The 17,262-nt window shown below is 45.8% G+C and carries 17 protein-coding genes; 11 read left to right on the plus strand and 6 right to left on the minus strand.

The features are described 5' to 3' along the window. Positions 1-85 precede the first annotated feature (85 nt). From QUA27_RS21285 to QUA27_RS21310, 6 genes are all read left to right on the plus strand, one after another. Entirely contained in the window at positions 86-445 is a 360-nt protein-coding gene (locus QUA27_RS21285; protein WP_190663675.1) for a single-stranded DNA-binding protein, read from the plus strand. 47 nt (positions 446-492) lie between these two features. Then, the gene (locus QUA27_RS21290) at positions 493-1,014 is read left to right on the plus strand and encodes a tetratricopeptide repeat protein (RefSeq protein WP_333070247.1); all 522 of its coding nucleotides are present in this window, start codon (positions 493-495) and stop codon (positions 1,012-1,014) included. A gap of 877 nt (positions 1,015-1,891) precedes the next feature. Then, complete coding sequence (locus QUA27_RS21295) at positions 1,892-3,196, plus strand: TldD/PmbA family protein (protein WP_333070249.1); 1,305 nt, start codon at positions 1,892-1,894, stop codon at positions 3,194-3,196. 242 nt (positions 3,197-3,438) lie between these two features. Beyond that, positions 3,439-4,263: a DUF3153 domain-containing protein gene (locus QUA27_RS21300; protein WP_333070250.1), complete on the plus strand. Its 825-nt coding sequence runs from the start codon at positions 3,439-3,441 to the stop codon at positions 4,261-4,263. A gap of 200 nt (positions 4,264-4,463) precedes the next feature. Further along, on the plus strand, positions 4,464-4,853 hold the full coding sequence (locus tag QUA27_RS21305; RefSeq protein WP_333070252.1) for a LapA family protein: 390 nt from the start codon (positions 4,464-4,466) through the stop codon (positions 4,851-4,853). A gap of 80 nt (positions 4,854-4,933) precedes the next feature. Next, the gene (locus QUA27_RS21310) at positions 4,934-5,749 is read left to right on the plus strand and encodes a segregation/condensation protein A (protein WP_333070255.1); all 816 of its coding nucleotides are present in this window, start codon (positions 4,934-4,936) and stop codon (positions 5,747-5,749) included. Here the strand turns inward: QUA27_RS21310 and QUA27_RS21315 are convergent. Further along, a complete protein-coding gene (locus QUA27_RS21315; protein WP_333070256.1) occupies positions 5,719-5,934 on the minus strand; it encodes a hypothetical protein in 216 nt (71 codons plus the stop codon). The genes QUA27_RS21310 and QUA27_RS21315 overlap by 31 nt on opposite strands. 259 nt (positions 5,935-6,193) lie before the next feature. Here QUA27_RS21315 and QUA27_RS21320 point away from each other — a divergent pair, with 259 nt between their 5' ends. Next, a complete protein-coding gene (locus QUA27_RS21320) occupies positions 6,194-7,357 on the plus strand; it encodes a nucleotidyltransferase family protein (RefSeq protein ID WP_333070257.1) in 1,164 nt (387 codons plus the stop codon). Between the two features lie 108 nt (positions 7,358-7,465). Here the strand turns inward: QUA27_RS21320 and speA are convergent, their stop codons facing one another. The 3 genes from speA to QUA27_RS21335 all read right to left on the minus strand — a co-directional run bounded on the left by speA (position 7,466) and on the right by QUA27_RS21335 (position 11,652). Then, positions 7,466-9,475: a biosynthetic arginine decarboxylase gene (gene speA, locus QUA27_RS21325; protein WP_333070258.1), complete on the minus strand. Its 2,010-nt coding sequence runs from the start codon at positions 9,473-9,475 to the stop codon at positions 7,466-7,468. Positions 9,476-9,778: 303 nt separating this feature from the next. Next, positions 9,779-10,936 (minus strand): helix-turn-helix domain-containing protein, encoded by a 1,158-nt coding sequence (locus QUA27_RS21330; protein WP_333070259.1) that lies wholly within the window; start codon positions 10,934-10,936, stop codon positions 9,779-9,781. A gap of 125 nt (positions 10,937-11,061) precedes the next feature. Next, positions 11,062-11,652, minus strand: coding sequence for a DUF3611 family protein (locus QUA27_RS21335; protein ID WP_333070262.1), 591 nt, complete (start codon positions 11,650-11,652; stop codon positions 11,062-11,064). Between the two features lie 167 nt (positions 11,653-11,819). Here QUA27_RS21335 and QUA27_RS21340 point away from each other — a divergent pair, with 167 nt between their 5' ends. The 4 genes from QUA27_RS21340 (at position 11,820) to QUA27_RS21355 (ending at position 14,270) form a co-directional block, all read left to right on the plus strand. After that, positions 11,820-11,990, plus strand: coding sequence for a CAB/ELIP/HLIP family chlorophyll-binding protein (locus QUA27_RS21340; protein ID WP_172186391.1), 171 nt, complete (start codon positions 11,820-11,822; stop codon positions 11,988-11,990). A 354-nt stretch (positions 11,991-12,344) separates the two neighbouring features. Further along, entirely contained in the window at positions 12,345-12,638 is a 294-nt protein-coding gene (locus QUA27_RS21345; protein ID WP_333070263.1) for a hypothetical protein, read from the plus strand. A gap of 103 nt (positions 12,639-12,741) precedes the next feature. Further along, entirely contained in the window at positions 12,742-13,170 is a 429-nt protein-coding gene (locus tag QUA27_RS21350; RefSeq protein WP_006632299.1) for a heavy metal-responsive transcriptional regulator, read from the plus strand. 362 nt (positions 13,171-13,532) lie between these two features. Beyond that, entirely contained in the window at positions 13,533-14,270 is a 738-nt protein-coding gene (locus QUA27_RS21355) for a Panacea domain-containing protein (protein WP_333070265.1), read from the plus strand. A gap of 85 nt (positions 14,271-14,355) precedes the next feature. On the opposite strand, the gene QUA27_RS21360 is transcribed toward QUA27_RS21355, so the two are convergent. Together QUA27_RS21360 and QUA27_RS21365 are read right to left on the minus strand one after the other, a co-directional pair. Further along, positions 14,356-15,984 (minus strand): GTPase, encoded by a 1,629-nt coding sequence (locus tag QUA27_RS21360; protein WP_333070266.1) that lies wholly within the window; start codon positions 15,982-15,984, stop codon positions 14,356-14,358. A gap of 132 nt (positions 15,985-16,116) precedes the next feature. After that, positions 16,117-17,109 carry a hypothetical protein gene (locus tag QUA27_RS21365; protein WP_333070268.1) on the minus strand — a complete coding sequence of 331 codons (993 nt, stop codon included), beginning with the start codon at positions 17,107-17,109 and terminating at the stop codon, positions 16,117-16,119. Positions 17,110-17,262: the final 153 nt, after the last annotated feature.

Here is a 17,262-nt window from a genome sequence, read left to right on the forward strand (position 1 = left end):
CGTTGTTCCAAGTTCAGTTTGGAGGCTAATGCGCGTGTGGACTGTTTAACTACATCACCGATCGACCACATTCCCAGAAAAGTTTATGAGTCTTAATGTTGTGACTTTAGTAGGCCGCGTCGGCGGCGACCCGGACGTTAAGTATTTTGAGTCGGGTACAGTTAAGTGTAGTTTGACGCTGGCAGTGAATCGCAGAACCAAGAACAGCGATCAACCAGACTGGTTCAATCTGGAAATCTGGGGCAAAACAGCGCAGATTGCGGCTGACTACGTTCGCAAAGGCTCTCTAATTGGCGTAACAGGCTCTTTGAAGTTCGATCGCTGGCAAGACCGCAATACGGGTTCAAATCGCTCGAAGCCAGTAATTAAAGTAGACCATTTAGACTTGCTGGGTTCCAAACGCGACAACGAGTCGGGTATGTCGCAACACAACAGCGAATTCTAGCGTTTGGGGAATTTGGGAAGTAATATTTGTGAATTGGGTGGGTGCTTGTGACTTCAGAAAAGTTAGAAATTGTTCAAACTGAGTACCAAGCTGGGCAAGTAGCTTTTGAGAGTGGCCGGTATGCTCAAGCTGTGCAGAGTTTAGAAACAGCTACCGGTTTAGTCGATCGAAATTCCCGGTTAGGGGGTGAGGTGCAGATGTGGTTAGTGACAGCCTACGAAGCCTCTGGCAATACAGAAAGGGCGATCGAGCTTTGCCGTGCGCTCACCCGCCATCCCCGCCAAGAAACCCGTCAGCAAGCAAAGCGCTTGCTGTACATTCTCGAAGCTCCCAAACTCACTATCCCTCCTGAATGGATGGTGAAAATTCCTGATTTGGCAGCTTTAGATGAAAATCAATCAATCAGTTTTCAAGCTAATCCGAACCCTGATATCAAGTACGCTAAACCCAAGCCAGTCGTACCAGAGCCTGTAGATTTGAGTCAGGTTAATACGAAAGATAATAGGTTTATATGGGTGGCTTTAATTGCGATCGGGCTAATTTTAGGCGGCTTATTTATTAGTTATTAATCATTTTTTCATTCGCACAAATTCTATCTCTAGGGTGCGCCGAGGCTCACCTCACCCCTACTGAGAGAAGTTAAGCAATGCCTTTTAGCAATTATAAAAGTATCAGCGCTGTCGCGAAAGAATTCCAAATTAATTGCCTACGGAATAATTTTATTCTCGAAAGATAATTTGCAGTCAGCGAAGTTTTTCGGAATAATTTGAATTGATTGTCAATGACTGAGTATTTGACCACTCGGAAATCGCCATTGGTGAAAATATCATTTATCCTGTATTAAAAGAAGTTTGGAAAAATTATCGAACTAATTTTATCCTCTGGAGTCACCAAACCTTAGTCTATAATGAGAATCTGTTAGAAGTTCCAGATTATAGGCGAAGCGCTCCCCCCTCGGCACAGTAGTTTTTGACAAGCCCTATTTCATATTAGTTGAAGCCAAGAAAGAGAGCGCATTTGATGAAGTATGGGGGCAGTATTTGGCAGAAATGATCGCCGTGCAGCGACTTAACAATGAACCAGAACAAACTATCTTTAGTATTGTTTCTAATGGGGCAATGTGGCAGCTTGGCAAGATCAAATTATAAATGTTTGCTCAATAAATAAATTTTTCTATACAATTCAAGACTTAGATCGACTGTTTGCAGCCGTTAACTATGTTTTTAAACAGTGTGAATTACAATTATAGGAAAAGGAATTTCGGCAACGGATTATTTAACGGATGTAACGGATGTAGCTGAGGTTAGGAAGAAAGAATAAGGAAGGCAGCACCAGTAGTTTTGACACGGATACACCGATTAATTATCGAGCAAGAGGCAGGAGTCAGATGTTGAATAGCGATAATTGCTAAAATAAAAAAAAGACCAAACCAGAAAGGCGATTATTGTGAGCGATTCAACCATAGAACAGATTTTGAAATTGGCCTCTCAACGCGCCGATGCGGCTGAGGTATACTACCTCTCGAGTCAAGACACCCCCATAGAATTTGAAAACAATCGCCTCAAATCCCTGCAAACCAAAGCACTGCAAGGCGTAGCACTCCGGCTGATTTACCAAGGCAAAATCGGTTTTGCCAGTTCCACAGATTTAACGCGGGTAGACGATTTAGTAGATGCAGCGATTCAAACAGCCGAAATCGGCGACCCCGCAGAATTTGAACTTGCCTCCAACTTTCACCTAAAAGGCCCGGAAACCACCTACACTCCGCCCACAACTCAAGAATTAGTGGAAAACGGCAAAAACCTCATCGAGCAAGTTCACGCCTACAATCCCGATATTATGGTAGATGTCGGCTTCCACGTCCGCAGCGGCCGCGTGAAAATTGCTACGACGCAAGACCTGTATGCCGAAAGAAGTAGCCAAATAATCAGCGGGACGATCGCGGGAAATTTGGTAAAGGGAGAAGACTTTATGCAAGCATACAGTTACGACGTAGCGCGCGATCGTCCCCTCGACACCGACAGCATCCTCGAATCACTCCTCGACAAATACCGCCTCGCCGAACATTCAGCCACCATCAGCAGCGGTTCCTACCCAGTATTATTTACCCCCAGAGGCGCCGCTAGCACCCTCGGCGGCCTCTTTGATACCATCCTTTCAGGTCAAGCAGTAGTTCAAAAAGCCTCTCCCCTAGCCGACAAAATCGGCGAAACCTTGTTTGACGAACGCTTTACCTTTTTTGAAGACCCCACTTTAGGCCCTTCTGCTTGTCCCTTTGACGACGAAGGTACACCCACCACCCGCAAAGTCTTGATAGACAAAGGTACTGTCACTGGATTTTATTGGGATCGCAGGTGGGCCGCTCGCGCCGGTGTACAATCAACTGGCAACGGTTTTCGTGGCGGATTGTCTCGCCCAGGCCCTGATTTGACTAACTTTTGCATTTCCCCTGGAAATACCGCCACTCAAGACTTGATTGCTAGCATGGACGAAGGGCTCATAGTAGAGCAGGTTTTAGGTGCCGGTCAGTCCAATCAGTTAGCTGGCGAATTTTCTGTCAATTTGGACTTAGGCTATAAAGTAGAAAAAGGCAAAATTGTCGGCCGCGTCAAGAATACAATGGTGGCAGGCAGTATTTTTGAAGCCTTTAAAAATTTGGCAGATTTGAGCAGCGAAGCCGAATGGGTAGGCGGTGCGGCATATTTGCCGAGTATGCTGTTTCAACAGTTGGGTGTAGCTTCCAGGCAATAAGTTCAGTGCGGTTAATTCCAGGTAAGGCCGACACTGCTGCTAGAAAAATGTTAGCACTCACGTCAAAAAAACCCGGTTTCTGCCACAAAGCATCTGTGAAATCGCCCTTCGGCAGCTCCTAAACCGGGTTTTTGGTATGCGGTTCGCAAGTCCCGACGTGAAAATAAAAACACATAAATACTGCCGGCTATTCAACGCTTTGCTAATTCATGCAAATAGGGAAAAACAGGGAAAAAGGTACAATGAAAGAGCAAAATTTTAAGGATGGAACTCGGAAGAAGAAAAAGCACTTTTTCTTTCTTTTACCTTTAGTTTTTTGCCTTTTAACTCTAGTGAGTGGATGCGTTCAGTACGATGTCGGGGTGAACTTTGAGAGTCAAACTCGTGGCGAAATCGTGCAGCACATAAAACTGGGGGAAAGGTTGACGAGCTTCAGCACCGAAACTGTTGCAGAATGGTTGAAAAGCGTAGAACGCCGGGTGAGGTTGCTGGACGGAAAAACTAAACGGCTTTCGCCCACCGAAGTTCTAGTGAGGATTCCTTTCAATAATGGAGCCGAGTTGCAAGACAAGTTCAACCAATTTTACAATCCTGTCGCACCAACTACAAAATCTCGGGTTGCAAGTCCCCTAGAAACCGATTTGCCGAAGTTTGAATCTCACCTGAATGTCAAGCAGAATAATTTGTTATTGGTGCTGCGAAATCGGTTGAGTTTGGAATTGGATTTGCGCTCTCTTTCTCTGCTTTCTTCTAACGGCAGTCTGCTGCTTAGTCCGGGGGGACTTTTGGAGCTAGACTTTAGCTTGAACACGCCTTGGGGCGCCAAAAGTATTGAAACTGTCGCCGGTGCGCTGGTTCCCGAAAGCTATCAGCAGGGAAAACAGTTAGTTTGGAAGCTCAAACCCGGGGAAATTAACTATTTGGAGGCGATATTCTGGATTCCCAGTCCTGTAGGAATTGGGGCGCTAATTATTGCCTTATTTGTGGCGGCGGGGATTGCTTTGAAATATCAAATATTGCCAGCGCTGGGAATCGGCAAGAAATCGCAAAACATCGGCCAAACCTAAAAACGATATGTCCTAGAGGGGCGGGTGAACCAATCTATTCAATCAACTCTCAGAGCTGCAATAAACCCGCCAATCTTCGGATATTATAGTTAACTTAGCAGATTTGATATTATCAAAAAAGCTGGGATAATCTGCCCAAAAACAGTTGACAAATGGGAAACAATTTGCGTAACCTGAATTGAAAATTAGGAACAGAGAAAATGCGATCGCTAAATTTCTTCTTCATCTTTCTGATTTGCTTGGCTCTAGTATTATTCAGCATCGAAAATACACAGCCAGTCGCGATTCAAGTTATCAAAGGCGTCCAAGTTAAAGCTCCGCTGTGCGTAGAACTAATTGTAGCGACCGGATTAGGGGCAACACTAGCCTGGCTGTTCAGTCTGTGGTCGAGAATGCAGCGAACCCTCGCATTGCGCCAAGAGATTCGCCAAGTTCGCGAAAAAGAGCAGCGGATTCAGGAATTAGAACAAAACCTTGAACGCTATAAAGCTGAAGTAGAAGGCAAACAACCTTTGTTAGAAAGTGCAGAACCGATAAGTTTAGAAATAGCAGCCATTGAGGGTACAACTGCTGAAATGACCGCCAATTAACTTGATATGCTCTCTCGTTTTCTCAGAGGCAAAATCTAAAATCTAAAATCTAAAATCTAAAATCTAAAATCTAAAATCGAATGGCCGTTTCCCGAGACCAAGATGGTTTAGAAACGATTTCCGAGGGGATCGCAATTTTAATTGACCTCGCAGAACGGGGAGAAATCGATCCTTGGGACGTTAAGGTAATTGAAGTGTTCGATCGATGTTTGAGCAAGCTTACGAACGCCTGCGATGGCGATGCGAGTAAGGATTTCTCTGATTTGTCCCACTCCGGCCAAGCGTTTTTGTACGCTTCCATGCTGGTTTTGCTCAAAGCAGAAAGTATCGTCCTCTCAGAACCCCCCGCGAATCCAGAGTCGGCCGAGGAGGCGACACTCGAAGACGCAGAGCACTCAGGAGGGCGACACTTGCCCCAGCATTTGGAGCGGCAATTGCGCCGTCGAGGTGTAGCTCAACTACCGCAAAAACGCCCGGTGACTCTCCCAGAACTGATTGAGCAGTTGCAGCTCATGAAAGCCGCCATGGAGCAGACAGTTACCCCCCGGCGTCGCCCTACCTCAAAAATGCGATCGCAAGCAGCTCAGGCTATCTTTGAGCTAGCTCACCAAGAAAATCTCGTAGAAACTGCTAGCGAACTCGAACTGTTTCTTGCTCAGCGGGGCTCGGAAATTGACGAGGGTTGGCTGGACTTGGACAAATTGTTGGACCTCTGGCATCATAACGATTTGCACTCTCCTGTCAACCCAGAACTCCCGGTATCGACTGGGGAAGTTCACTTGCCAAATCATGACCGTGTGGGTATTTTTTGGGCACTGTTGCTGCTGTCGGCTCAGTCTAAAGTAGAGTTGCTTCAAGAGGAGTTTTACCAAGACCTTAAAATCCGCGCCCTTTGAGCTTGCAGGGTATTAGTTTCTCGGGCGAAACTAATAACTGTGCCGCTGCGTCGGTTAAAATTCCAGACAGAACCTCGCTCGCCGCCATTCTGCTGCTGAGTCTCGAATGCGGACAGCGGGAGTGCGAAGTTTTTGCTGATTCCCGATTCCTGGTTTTTTAAATCAAGCAAATAGGGAAGAGTCATTGATAGCCTGGTACGATGTCGCCTATAAATAGGTCAGTCGATTTTAGATTTTAGATTTTAGATTTTAGATTTACTGTTGCATTGAATCTGAGAGCTTGAACTAGCGTCTAAAATTTTGAAATCGACCCGGACGCTCGCGTCGGAAACTTGTACCCGTTTTTGGGCGGGGTCAGGATTTTGCTGCGATCGATGCGATCGCAACCGCTAGCATCTAATTGTTCAGTTGATATCAGTTAACAGAGGGTTGAGGAAGTTAATAATGAAAGCGATGATTCTGGCGGCCGGTAAAGGCACTCGCGTCCGTCCCATTACTCAGACAATACCCAAACCGATGATTCCCATCCTGCAAAAGCCAGTGATGGAGTTTTTGGTTGAATTGCTCCGCCAGCACGGATTTGACCAGATTATGGTCAATGTTTCCCACCTGGCAGACGTGATTGAAAACTACTTCCGCGACGGTCAAAAGTTTGGGGTACAAATTGCCTATTCTTTTGAAGGGCGAATTGAGGAGGGAGAAATGATTGGAGAGGCTCTCGGTTCGGCTGGCGGCATGAAACGAATTCAGGATTTCTCGCCGTTTTTTGACGATACTTTTGTGGTGCTGTGCGGCGACGCTTTAATTGACTTGGACTTGACTGCTGCTGTGAAGTGGCACCGGGAAAAAGGGGCGATCGCTACTATTGTTATGAAATCGGTTCCCCGCGAGGAGGTTCCCAGTTACGGAGTGGTAGTAACAGACGAGTCTGGCAAAATTAAAGATTTCCAAGAAAAACCTTCTGTAGAGGAAGCTCTGAGTACCGACATTAACACTGGTATTTATATTTTTGAACCGGAAATATTCAAATACATCCCTTCGGGCCAGGAATACGATATCGGTTCGGAGTTATTCCCCAAGCTAGTAGCAGAAGGCGCGCCTTTTTACGGGATTAGCATGGACTTTGAGTGGGTGGATATCGGCAAAGTGCCTGACTATTGGCGGGCAATTCAGAGCGTGCTGCTGGGACAAGTTAAAAATGTTTCGATTCCCGGAATTGAAGTGCGCCCCGGTGTTTACGCGGGTTTGAATGTAGCTGTTAACTGGGATAAGGTTGATATTACTGGGCCTGTTTACATTGGCGGGATGACGATCATTGAGGATGGAGCAAAAATTGTCGGACCGACAATGATTGGCCCAAATTGCTGGCTGTGCAGTGGCGCGACTGTGGAAAACAGCGTGATTTTTGAGTATTCCCGTTTGGGCCCGGAGGTGCGGTTGGTTGACAAACTGGTGTTCGGGCGCTACTGCGTTGATAAAACCGGGGCGGCGATCGATTTGCAAGCGGCGGCTCTAGATTGGCTGATTACTGACGCTCGCCAAGTTTTACCCACTCACCACGGGGAAGAGCGGCGGGCGATATCTGAAATTCTCGGTCATGGTGCATAATTGGTAATTGGTAATTACTCAAGGTGAGGTGCGCCTAGCGCACCCTACTTTTACATTTACGATCTCAGCTTTCAATTCTGGTAATGTGCTTAGGTTGCACCCTACAGTTTAAGACTGAAGATAAGTATATTGGCTCAGACTCCGCTCGTAATTTTGCAGCAAAAGTTGGGCCTCGGAAAGAGTAATTTTATTTTGCTGCAAAGCTGCTTCTGTCTGACGGCGGATGCTTTCAACCAAATTTTCTGAATCGTACTGTACGTAGCTGAGGACTTCTTTCATAGTGTCTCCTTTCACAACGTGTTCGATATGATACCCAGAAGGTGTTAGCTGAATGTGAACTGCATTAGCATCGCCGAATAAGTTGTGAAGGTTGCCCATAATTTCTTGATAAGCACCTCCCAAAAATAGCGCCAAATAGTACGGTTCTCCAGGTTTGAGAGTATGCAGTTCCAAAACCGACTTCACATCTCGCAAATCGATGAATTGGTCGATTTTGCCGTCGCTGTCGCAGGTGATATCGGCTAAAATACCGCGCTGAGTTGGTTCTTCGTCGAGTCTGTTAATTGGCATAATTGGGAACAATTGGTTAATTGCCCAACTATCCGGTACTGACTGGAAAACAGATAAGTTGATGTAATAAATAGACGCCATCACTTTTTCTAAGTCTTCCAAATCGTCAGATACGTATTCGTTTTGCCGCGCGATCGCCTGTATTTTATCGCAGCAAGCCCAGTACAACTGTTCGGTTTTCGCCCGTTCCGCAATTCCCAAATAGCCTAAGTTAAATAAACTGACTGCTTCTTCCTTAAATTGGATAGCATCGTGATAAACTTCTTGGTAATTTTCGGGACTGATAGATTGGTAAATTTCGTACAGATTGCGCGGAATTTGGTGCGCGTTTTCATCTACTGGTTCGGGTACTTCTCTGGGGACATCGCTAGTACCGAGTACGTCAAAAACTAACACTGATTGGTGAGAAGCGATCGCCCGCCCGCTTTCGCTAATGATAATTGGAACGGGGATTTTGCGCTCGTCGCAGGCATCTTTCACTCCCGCTACTACGTCGTTAGCGTAGTTTTGCATATTGTAGTTTTTGGAAGCGTGGAAATTTGTTTTAGACCCGTCGTAGTCAACGCCGAGTCCACCGCCTACGTCCAAGTAGTTCATATTAGCTCCCAACTTAGCTAATTCTACATAAATGTGGCTGGCTTCTCGAATGGCGTCTTTGATGACACTAATTGAGGAAATTTGAGAGCCGATGTGGAAGTGCAATAACTGCAAACAATCGAGCATTCCTGCTTTTTCTAGTTCGCTGACTGCACGGATAATTTCAGGAATTGTCAAGCCAAATTTTGCCCGATCGCCCGTGGAACCTCCCCAGCGGCCAACCCCTTTTGTAGTGAGTTTTGCTCGCACTCCCAAAATCGGTTTAATTCCTAATGCTTTGCTCGCGGCAATTGCGAGTTCTACTTCCTCTATTTGCTCCAGTACAATTACGGAAGTTTGCCCTAGCCGCTGCGCCAAAATAGCAGTTTCGATGTATTCGCGGTCTTTGTAACCATTACAAATTAACAAAGCGCCTGGGTTTTTTAAGGTCGCCAAAGCTATCATTAATTCCGGTTTGGAGCCGGCTTCGAGCCCGAAGTGATGGGGTTGACCGAAACGCACCAAATCTTCAATTAATTGTCGGTGCTGGTTGCATTTAACTGGAAAGACACCGCGATAGACATTTTTGTAATTGTACCGAGCGATCGCTCTGGCAAAACACGAATTTAAGCGCTCGATCCGGTCTTCCAAAATATCAGAAAATCGAATCAGCAGTGGCAAAGCCAAATTTCGCTGTTTCAGGGATTCTACCAGTTCGCACAAATCGAGGGAACCGCCGCGATCGCCCTTGGGAGAAACTGTAACGTGACCGGCTGCATTGATCGAAAAATACGGTTCGCCCCAACCTTGAATGCGGTAGAGTTTCTCACTATCTTCTATTGTCCAAGATTTTTGTGGCAGTTGAGCCACCGTTACCAAAGCACTGTCTGGTGCCGCCAAACTCGTGACTGTTGGCGAGTGAGTCGATAGGGGATCGAGATCGGAGAAAGCAGCGGTGGCTGGGGAACTCATCTTATCGGAAACCTCTTTGAGGAGTGGTCAAATAGATAGTTTATCGCACATATCGGGTTTCCTGATGCAGTTGAAAATTCACTTTGGGTACACGACCCGGCGATTTTAGATTTTAGATTTTAGATTTTAGATTTGACTCCACAGATGGATGAAGGTGGGGGATGGAACTAAAATCTCAACTGTAATTGGTTTCCAAGACTTATTTCTTCAAGCAAGTATCCGTATGTAGGTGAACTCGGAAACCGGGTTTGCGAGTTCACCTGCGCCAAGAGAGTTGTCGGACGATCACTCGCCCGACACACACTAACCAAAAATCACCTCCGGCGGCGCCATGTCAGCCCCCACCATCATTCCCCCGTTGCTAGACTTCTTCAAGCCCGGTTGAGGTGCTTTTTCTGGGGTCTTCTGAGCCGGTGCAACTGAGGCTGGCGGTGTCACCTGCGTTGGAGGTACTGCCTGTGCTCCTGGCACCACAGGTTGCTGCGACAGCCAACCCAAACCCCCTACAGCCCCAGCCATCAAAGCGGTGTAGCCGATGTACAAATGCACCGGACGCATTTGAAAGCCTTCGCTTGAGTCGGAATCGGAAACAGACACATACATACTGGGAATTGGGCTCGGCTCGGGTTTGGGCAAAGCATTCGCCATAGCGCTGCCGTCTAGTCCCAAGGCGTCGCCGAGTCTGCGGATAAAACCTCTAACGTAAATATCTTGGGGCAGTTTGTCGATTTCCCCATTTTCGATCGATTCGATGTGGTGCAGCGGCACGAGAGTTTGACTGTGGAGTTGCTGCATGGATAGGGAGCGAATTTGCCGTCCCTTACGCAATTCTCCACCCAACTCCCGCAGGCACTCTTCTCGCTTTTGAACGGCTAAAGCTGCTTCTTCTTCCTTGGTGAGTTTTTTCGGCTTTTTGGGAAAACCGAACCCTGGGAAGGATTTTCCGGGGACGGTGACAGTTGCAGGTGGAGCCGACTCGACTTTGATTTCGTCTTGGGGTGCTTGTTTGCTGTCTTCAGAAGTGTCAGTGTCTCGATCGGAATTTTCAGTTTCGGACTCGGTTTGGGGTGGCGCTTCCACACTAGCGCTGCGCCAATAGAAGACAGGAGCAGCTACTGGTGACTCCAATTCTTGAATTTCTGTCACCGTCTCAATGGCGGGACTTACAACAGTAAAACTCTCTTGGGGTACTTGCGGTTCAATTTTGTTTTGTTTGGGAAATCGATCGAATGCGAGCTTGACGGCTTCTCTGCTAACTGCTCTAATTAAAATTTCGGCAGCGGAGGCTGCTTCGCCCAACATTGTTTGCAGGCTAGCTAGAGCGTGGCTATAGGTGTCGCTACAGAGGAGTTCAGTTTCTATTTGACCTAGGACAGAACGAAAACTTTCTTGAGAAATTTCAATAGTTGGGTGATCTGTCACCCCAAAATAAGCCTCGGGTTTCAGTGCCATGATATTCATGTTGTCTTAGTAGAAGGTATCTGAGTACGTTCTTCGACAGGTTGGCAGTGATTCCGGATGTCGGTTGGGGGAGAGTGGGAGAGTGAGAGAGAGTGGGAGAGGCGCAATTCCCACTTACCAATTTTCTATTGCTTGTGGATGCGATCGAGCAAAAAAAGAGCCCCGAAAATCCCGACAAAATGGGCAACAGTGGCGTGAGTATTAGCGAGTACGACAAATATATCTAGAGGCTGAATAAATCGGCCCAAATCAACTGCGGCACCGAACAAGGCTTGCGGCTGAGCTAGAGATTTGGCTAAAAGCGTGCCGCTGATGGCTTCTGCACCGATCAGCGTCAGCACCATTCCCGATAAGTTGCTCCAAAGTGCCAGCCGCACTTCTTTGATGGTGTCTGCTTTTTTGGGGCGGACTGCGTTAGCGGGCGATCGCAGTTGTCTCGACAAGCGAGTGAAGCGGAAAGAGCGATATACGCTGTAAGCGAGTACGGCCAGCCCGCAAATGGCAAAAAATACGCCGCCGCCGGTGCCGGCACTGGTTGAACCAGCAGCGGCGCTAGCCCTGGGGAGGGCGAAGGGGATGGCAAAGAGCAAAATGATCGCCGCTACCACCCCTAGCACTACCTGTACCCAGAAGCAAACCCAGCCTGTTGTACGAAGGGCAAAGGCTACTCGCTGTACCGCGACAGGAAGCTTATCGTTATCTAACTGATTAGTCATATTTTGAGCGGGTATAATTAATTGGCATTAGTTGGCAGCAGTTTTTTCTCTTCGGGGACGGTTGACGGCGGTTAAGCCTCTTTATAATAGAAGTAGCAATGTTTAAGATTTGTAACTAACATTGGATTTCACATTTGAATAGCGTCGATCGCCAGGTACCCAAAGCAATGACACAACTACAACCCACCGTCACTCCCAAACTGGAACAGCCAAAGTTTGGCTTCAATAGCTACGCGGAACGCCTTAACGGTCGAGCCGCGATGATCGGTTTTTCTCTAACTTTAATTATCGAGTATGTCACAGGCCAGGGCTTGCTGTCCTGGTTAGGTCTCAACTAATTTTAGCAATGGCGCGGTCAGCGTTACACTTTGTCTTGACTCTTGCGGCAGCGGGTGTGACTTCTGCTGACCGCGACAAATTCGGGAATTGATTAAAATATTAATTAGAAACAAGCCCAGCGACTTCTCTGTCGAGAGAGATCTGTTCCCGAATGCAATAGCTGGCTTTTGGAGGTGTATATGGGGTGGAATTTTGATTTGACTAGCTTGGCAATTTTGCCTCGCTCCCGTACAATTCCCCACAGGCGAGAAGATTAATTTAGGTGAAGCTAGTCTTTGAGCTAGAAATCCCGATCGTTCCGCCAACTCTAAGTTTTAGAGCTTGTAAATAAATATAGAACAGAGTAAAACCAAATGAATGCTTCGTGGACGCGACTTTTGAGGTCAGCTTACCGTAGAGAACCAATTACCAGCTTTGTTGTGACAGTGGGGGTTGTCGATGCAGCCATCGGCAGCATCGGTGCCAGTGGCTCTTTATTGGCTTTTGGGCTGGGTACTGCTGGGGTGGCGATGGCTCTCCGCTGGTGGCAAATTTACCGCTCTGGAGCCGAACAACCCGCACCTGCTCCCGAATACTATCTTCCTCCTCAGTCTTCTAGACCTCAGTTGCCCGTGCTTAACGTCTCTAAAAAAAATCCTCCTTATTAAGATTACCGGGCAATGGTGACTGGGCGATGTGCCGATCGACTCCCTGGATCTGAGGCACTAAAAGATAGGGCAAGAAAGTCTTTCGATCTTGGATGCTTGGTTTATGAATATTTCTGTTGCCGAGAAACTGTACAAAATTGGCTCTGTAGCTGCCTGTAGTGGTTTGTCGGTGAAAACTGTTCGTTACTATGAGGAGATGGGCTTGCTGTCTCCTGCAGTAAAGCGATCGCCCGCTGGTTATCGCTTGTTTGGCGAAACGGTATTTAACAGGTTGGCGTTTATTAAACGATCTCAGACTCTGGGTTTGAGCCTTCAGGAGATTAAGGATATTTTACAAGTTCGCGATCGGGGGGAGTTGCCTTGCTCTGAAGCGAAGCAGCATCTCACGGCTAAGGTAGAGGAAATTTCCGTGCAAATTGCAGCCTTAGAAACTTTGAAGAGGGAGTTGCAAGGCATTCTCAACTGCTGGCAAGAGCAACCCTCGCAGGCGAGCATTACTCGCACGATTTGTCCGAACATTCAGCGGGATTGAGCTGCAGAAAGATACAAAAAAAGGGAAGGAATTATCGGTTTCCTTCCCTTGATGGTTTTGTTGGTGGTTTTGTTGGTTGTTTTGTTGATCGTGTTGAGCTTTTAACTGTTTTCGCAGAGTTTGCTGTTGCTTTTTGAGTTGCCGAGCCCTGGCTGAGCCGCCTTTACCTTTGGAGTTTCTACCCTCGCTGCGAGGAGACTCCCAACTTTTTAGTCTCATGTTTTTCATTGTATGCACTACTTCTATAATACACAGCTAGATTTTCACTGTCAAGTATTTTTTAGAGCGATATTTCCTAGTACCAACTTTTGACTGATGGGGATTTGCTACAGACATAGGGATGCTGTGCCCATTGCCTGCGGATGGTTACACCTACGGGCTTTTTGACAAATTGGGATGTCGCGGGCGATCGCCTTTATGTCATTATTATTCCGCACTGTTTGCTACAATTATTTAAGTCAGCTTTAAGGACTGCCATGACTCAAGCTAACTCAATAACAAATGAATATCAAATAACTGTAAGTTCTCTGGTATGGCAAAGAGTTGAGCAAATTGCCGGAGAATTTAACTTGTCAGTTTATGAACTATTGGAACAGATAGGCGAAGGGAAACTGAAAGTTGTTGCGGTTCCAACTAATTCAGAAAAACTGAGCTATCGAGATATTGCAAATGCTTTCCTTTGGTTAGCCGCGCAAACTAATGTAGCAATCAACGTCTACAAGCTACAAAAACTCCTGTATTACGCTCAAGCTTGGTATTTAGGAGTTTACGGCAAGCCACTATTTGATGCAGATTTTCAAGCCTGGATTCACGGGCCAGTTATTCCTGATTTATTAGAGAAGTATCACTGCCAATTTAGCTGGGAACCAATTACAGAGAAAATCGAACAACCGAAACTTCCCCAAAAAATCGGGGAATTTATCGAGGAAGTTGCCGAGGCATATTTTGAGTATGATGATGAAACTTTGGAACGAATGATTTGCAGTGAAATGCCTTGGCTAGAAGCGAGAGGGGATATACCCAGAGACGCATCTGGTCATGCGATTATTTCTCACGAATCGATGAAGAAATATTATTCGGGTCGTTTTTTCTCTAAATAATATAAGAGCGATTTCCTACGAGATAGCTGCGCTTCACGCGCTTTTTGACAAGTTGGGATGTAAGGGCGATCGCACTTTTTCAGCTTCAAGTATTCGGATTAGCTGTTGCCTTCGTGATGTACTGGATAATCAGGTCAAAATCCTTACGGATTTCTGCCAGTTGTTTTACCCAAGTATTAGAAGCAGAAATCGCTTCCTCTTCCTTCTGGCGAGCGGCTGAAATTTGCTTCTCAATCTCTCCGTAAACTTGTTGCTCAAATTCCCAGAGTTGTAATTCAATTTGATTTTCCAAGTCTTTTGCTATCGATTGAAATTGACTCGTAATATCGCGGCGGATATCAGCCATTTGCCTTTCTCGCTCATGTTCCTGTTGCATTTGTAAAATATCTACTCCTACCGAAACAATTGCTAGAGCAGGCCCAAGGAATTTAGCAGCGTTGCCGATGTTTTTGGCAATACCAACCGCCTGCCAAGGCTTAAACTTAAAGCCGACAAATTTTCCCACAGCCACAACACCTTGATGTAGACCGCTTCCTACTACATCTCTAGAACGTAGAAAGCCTTGTCCAGCGGTCTTTGCAAAACCCCTCGTTGCCTCAGTGCTTAGCTTCAGTCCGACCGTCTCACCGATTTGTTTAAGCCAATCAACTTGGTCTTTAAGTCGCTCCACATCCATACCAGAACCAAGATTTTGGCCTGATATATTTTGATTTTTATCTAGGCAAGCAACAAAACTCTTGACTAGATTACCTTCTAGCACCTCTTCGACCTCCTGCTGGATCTCCTCAACTGCTACATTAACAGCTTCTTGCAGTTTTCTTTCTGCTTTTTCATAGTGTTTCTGCAGATTCAATTCCGCTTGTTTATTAAGGCTTTCAAAATCCCCATCGCTACCTACTGCTGCCGCAAGAGTGTTACCTTCGCTAGCAACTCCTGAAGACATCTCTAGGGCTATATTTTTAACCTTAATTCGCAGACGATCTCGCTCCTTTCGCACTGTACGAGATAACCGTGTTAGCACTTCAAAAAAAGTAGAATCTTCGCTGGAATTGCGAGTAAAGCTCAACTGAGCATTATCAACACAGCTTAGGGCAATTCGGACTGGTGTATCAAAACGAGCAAGGGAGCCACGACGCTCTACAAACTGATTGAGCGCATTAATAAAAGTTGGAAATCGGCTGATTTCTGTCAGAAAATCATCGTTAGCGTCAATGCCTTCACAGTAGTCTTTGGCATCTATAAAGCAAATCGGAAATTCATCGAGACTGTAAGGCTTCAGTGCATCGGTAAGACTTTGGCGGTAGTTAGCAATCTTTTGCTCTTCTTCTCCTGCTTCATCAGACATTTTATTGATGACTAACATCATTTTCCAGCGATAGCCTTTTTCATAGGCTAACTTCTTAAAGTTCTCTGCTGTCAATGAGTCAAAAAGCATATAGGTGAGGCAAAAAACTAGCAAGTCAGATTGGTTAATGGCATCATAAGTAATCTCATCATGATCTTGGCGGTCTGTAAAAAGTCCGGGTGTATCAATTAACTTGATATTGTTCGAGTCATAATTGGTAGTTTTATCAGTAGCAATATCAGCATCAATGCGGATATCGCGCCGTCCTGTCAATGCAGAAATAATGGTTGATTTCCCTGCACTGTACTGACCAACAAAAGCTACTCCTAGAATCCCCCGCTCTCGATACTCTTTTAATTCATCGCCCACTTTTTTACGGATAGCTGTTAGTTCGGCTGTGTTTCCCTGAGCCAGTAAGTTGTCAAATTTTACTAGCGTTTTTTTGAAAGATGCACCGACATCGGCAGCTTTAAAGTTCGGGGTGTTCTGAGTCATGGTAGTTTAGTTTTTTTTGGTAGAATTGAGATAGCTAAAGGAAATATCCTCTTGAAGGATGTGTTTGATATCCTCTAGCGATTTTAGTCGCTGAACTTTCGATTTTGTTACAATCTTCATGTTACGCCCGAAATCTCGGTGAACTTTAGCAATGGTTTCGGCGATCCGCTCATCTGTGAGAGGTTCGTTTGCTTCAACACACCAGTCAATAATTCGCTTGGCATAAGCACGGTTTAGATAATTTGCTGCCCCTGATAACTTGTTTTTTGCTTCTTCAAGCTGAGTCGCGATCGCTTCTAGCCCTTCAATCAATTTTTCAAAATAGCTGTTGATGTTCGCGGTTACGGAATCAGAATACTTACCCAAGTCCCTCTGAGCCTGCTGTAGAGTCTTTTGCCTCTGAGTGTTGAGTTGAGTTTCTAATGAAGTTGAGATATTTAGAACAGCTTCGCGTCGCTTTTCGCCTTTGGATTTAAAAAGTCCTGTCATCATGCTAAAAACACCAGTTCCAATCCCGATAAAAATCGCAACTGGAGAGGCTACGAATAACGCTATAATAGTTCCTGCTATCCCTAGAATGCCTCCACCAATTCGTACAATGTCTCGATAATTGTTTGAATCCTGCTCAGGAAAGTTGAAATCCCTGCTGCCAAGCTGAGAGATTAGTTGTAATTCATTTCCTATTTCCTCAAGAACTTCCTGAACTTCATTATTAAATTTTTGGCTAGTCTCTTGATAAGCGGAATTTAAGCGTTTTTCAAATCGAAGTGCTTTTAGTTTTTGTTCCCATCCCTGCTTCATGGTAACTTCGTTACAGTTCCAATGGTCTTCTGCAAAAGATGGAACGGCTTTTATAGCATCTTGAAAAATTCCCTTGATTTGTTGCAGTAAAGATTCTTGGGAATCCTTAGCTGCTTTTTTGATATCCTTTTGGATTCCCTCACGCTTATTTTTCAGCGTCTCTGTCAAATTTTCATAGACTAAAGCTTGTTGATTCACCCATTGGTAAGGATTATCAATTGCGCCTACGGTAGAACCAAGCAGAGTTTGAGAGCGACGAATTGCCCCATGATTAATATCAGGTTCGGGTAATTACTTATAATATTAATTCGGGCGCTCGAACTTGAATTCGGGCGCTCGAACTTGAATTCG

The organism is Microcoleus harperi Pol14_C6, from assembly GCF_036701295.1.
GTDB lineage: Bacteria > Cyanobacteriota > Cyanobacteriia > Cyanobacteriales > Microcoleaceae > Microcoleus.

What these genes read in the sequence shown, in the direction of transcription:
- speA (WP_333070258.1), bottom strand. Translation starts at nt 9,475, where the DNA reads ATGAGTTCCCCAGCCACCGCTGCTTTCTCCGATCTCGATCCCCTATCG.
- QUA27_RS21310 (WP_333070255.1), top strand. Translation starts at nt 4,934, where the DNA reads ATGGCCGTTTCCCGAGACCAAGATGGTTTAGAAACGATTTCCGAGGGG.
- QUA27_RS21350 (WP_006632299.1), top strand. Translation starts at nt 12,742, where the DNA reads ATGAATATTTCTGTTGCCGAGAAACTGTACAAAATTGGCTCTGTAGCT.
- QUA27_RS21330 (WP_333070259.1), bottom strand. Translation starts at nt 10,936, where the DNA reads ATGAATATCATGGCACTGAAACCCGAGGCTTATTTTGGGGTGACAGAT.
- QUA27_RS21345 (WP_333070263.1), top strand. Translation starts at nt 12,345, where the DNA reads ATGAATGCTTCGTGGACGCGACTTTTGAGGTCAGCTTACCGTAGAGAA.
- QUA27_RS21305 (WP_333070252.1), top strand. Translation starts at nt 4,464, where the DNA reads ATGCGATCGCTAAATTTCTTCTTCATCTTTCTGATTTGCTTGGCTCTA.
- QUA27_RS21355 (WP_333070265.1), top strand. Translation starts at nt 13,533, where the DNA reads ATGGTTACACCTACGGGCTTTTTGACAAATTGGGATGTCGCGGGCGAT.
- QUA27_RS21340 (WP_172186391.1), top strand. Translation starts at nt 11,820, where the DNA reads ATGACACAACTACAACCCACCGTCACTCCCAAACTGGAACAGCCAAAG.
- QUA27_RS21285 (WP_190663675.1), top strand. Translation starts at nt 86, where the DNA reads ATGAGTCTTAATGTTGTGACTTTAGTAGGCCGCGTCGGCGGCGACCCG.
- QUA27_RS21335 (WP_333070262.1), bottom strand. Translation starts at nt 11,652, where the DNA reads ATGACTAATCAGTTAGATAACGATAAGCTTCCTGTCGCGGTACAGCGA.
- QUA27_RS21320 (WP_333070257.1), top strand. Translation starts at nt 6,194, where the DNA reads ATGAAAGCGATGATTCTGGCGGCCGGTAAAGGCACTCGCGTCCGTCCC.
- QUA27_RS21300 (WP_333070250.1), top strand. Translation starts at nt 3,439, where the DNA reads ATGAAAGAGCAAAATTTTAAGGATGGAACTCGGAAGAAGAAAAAGCAC.
- QUA27_RS21315 (WP_333070256.1), bottom strand. Translation starts at nt 5,934, where the DNA reads ATGACTCTTCCCTATTTGCTTGATTTAAAAAACCAGGAATCGGGAATC.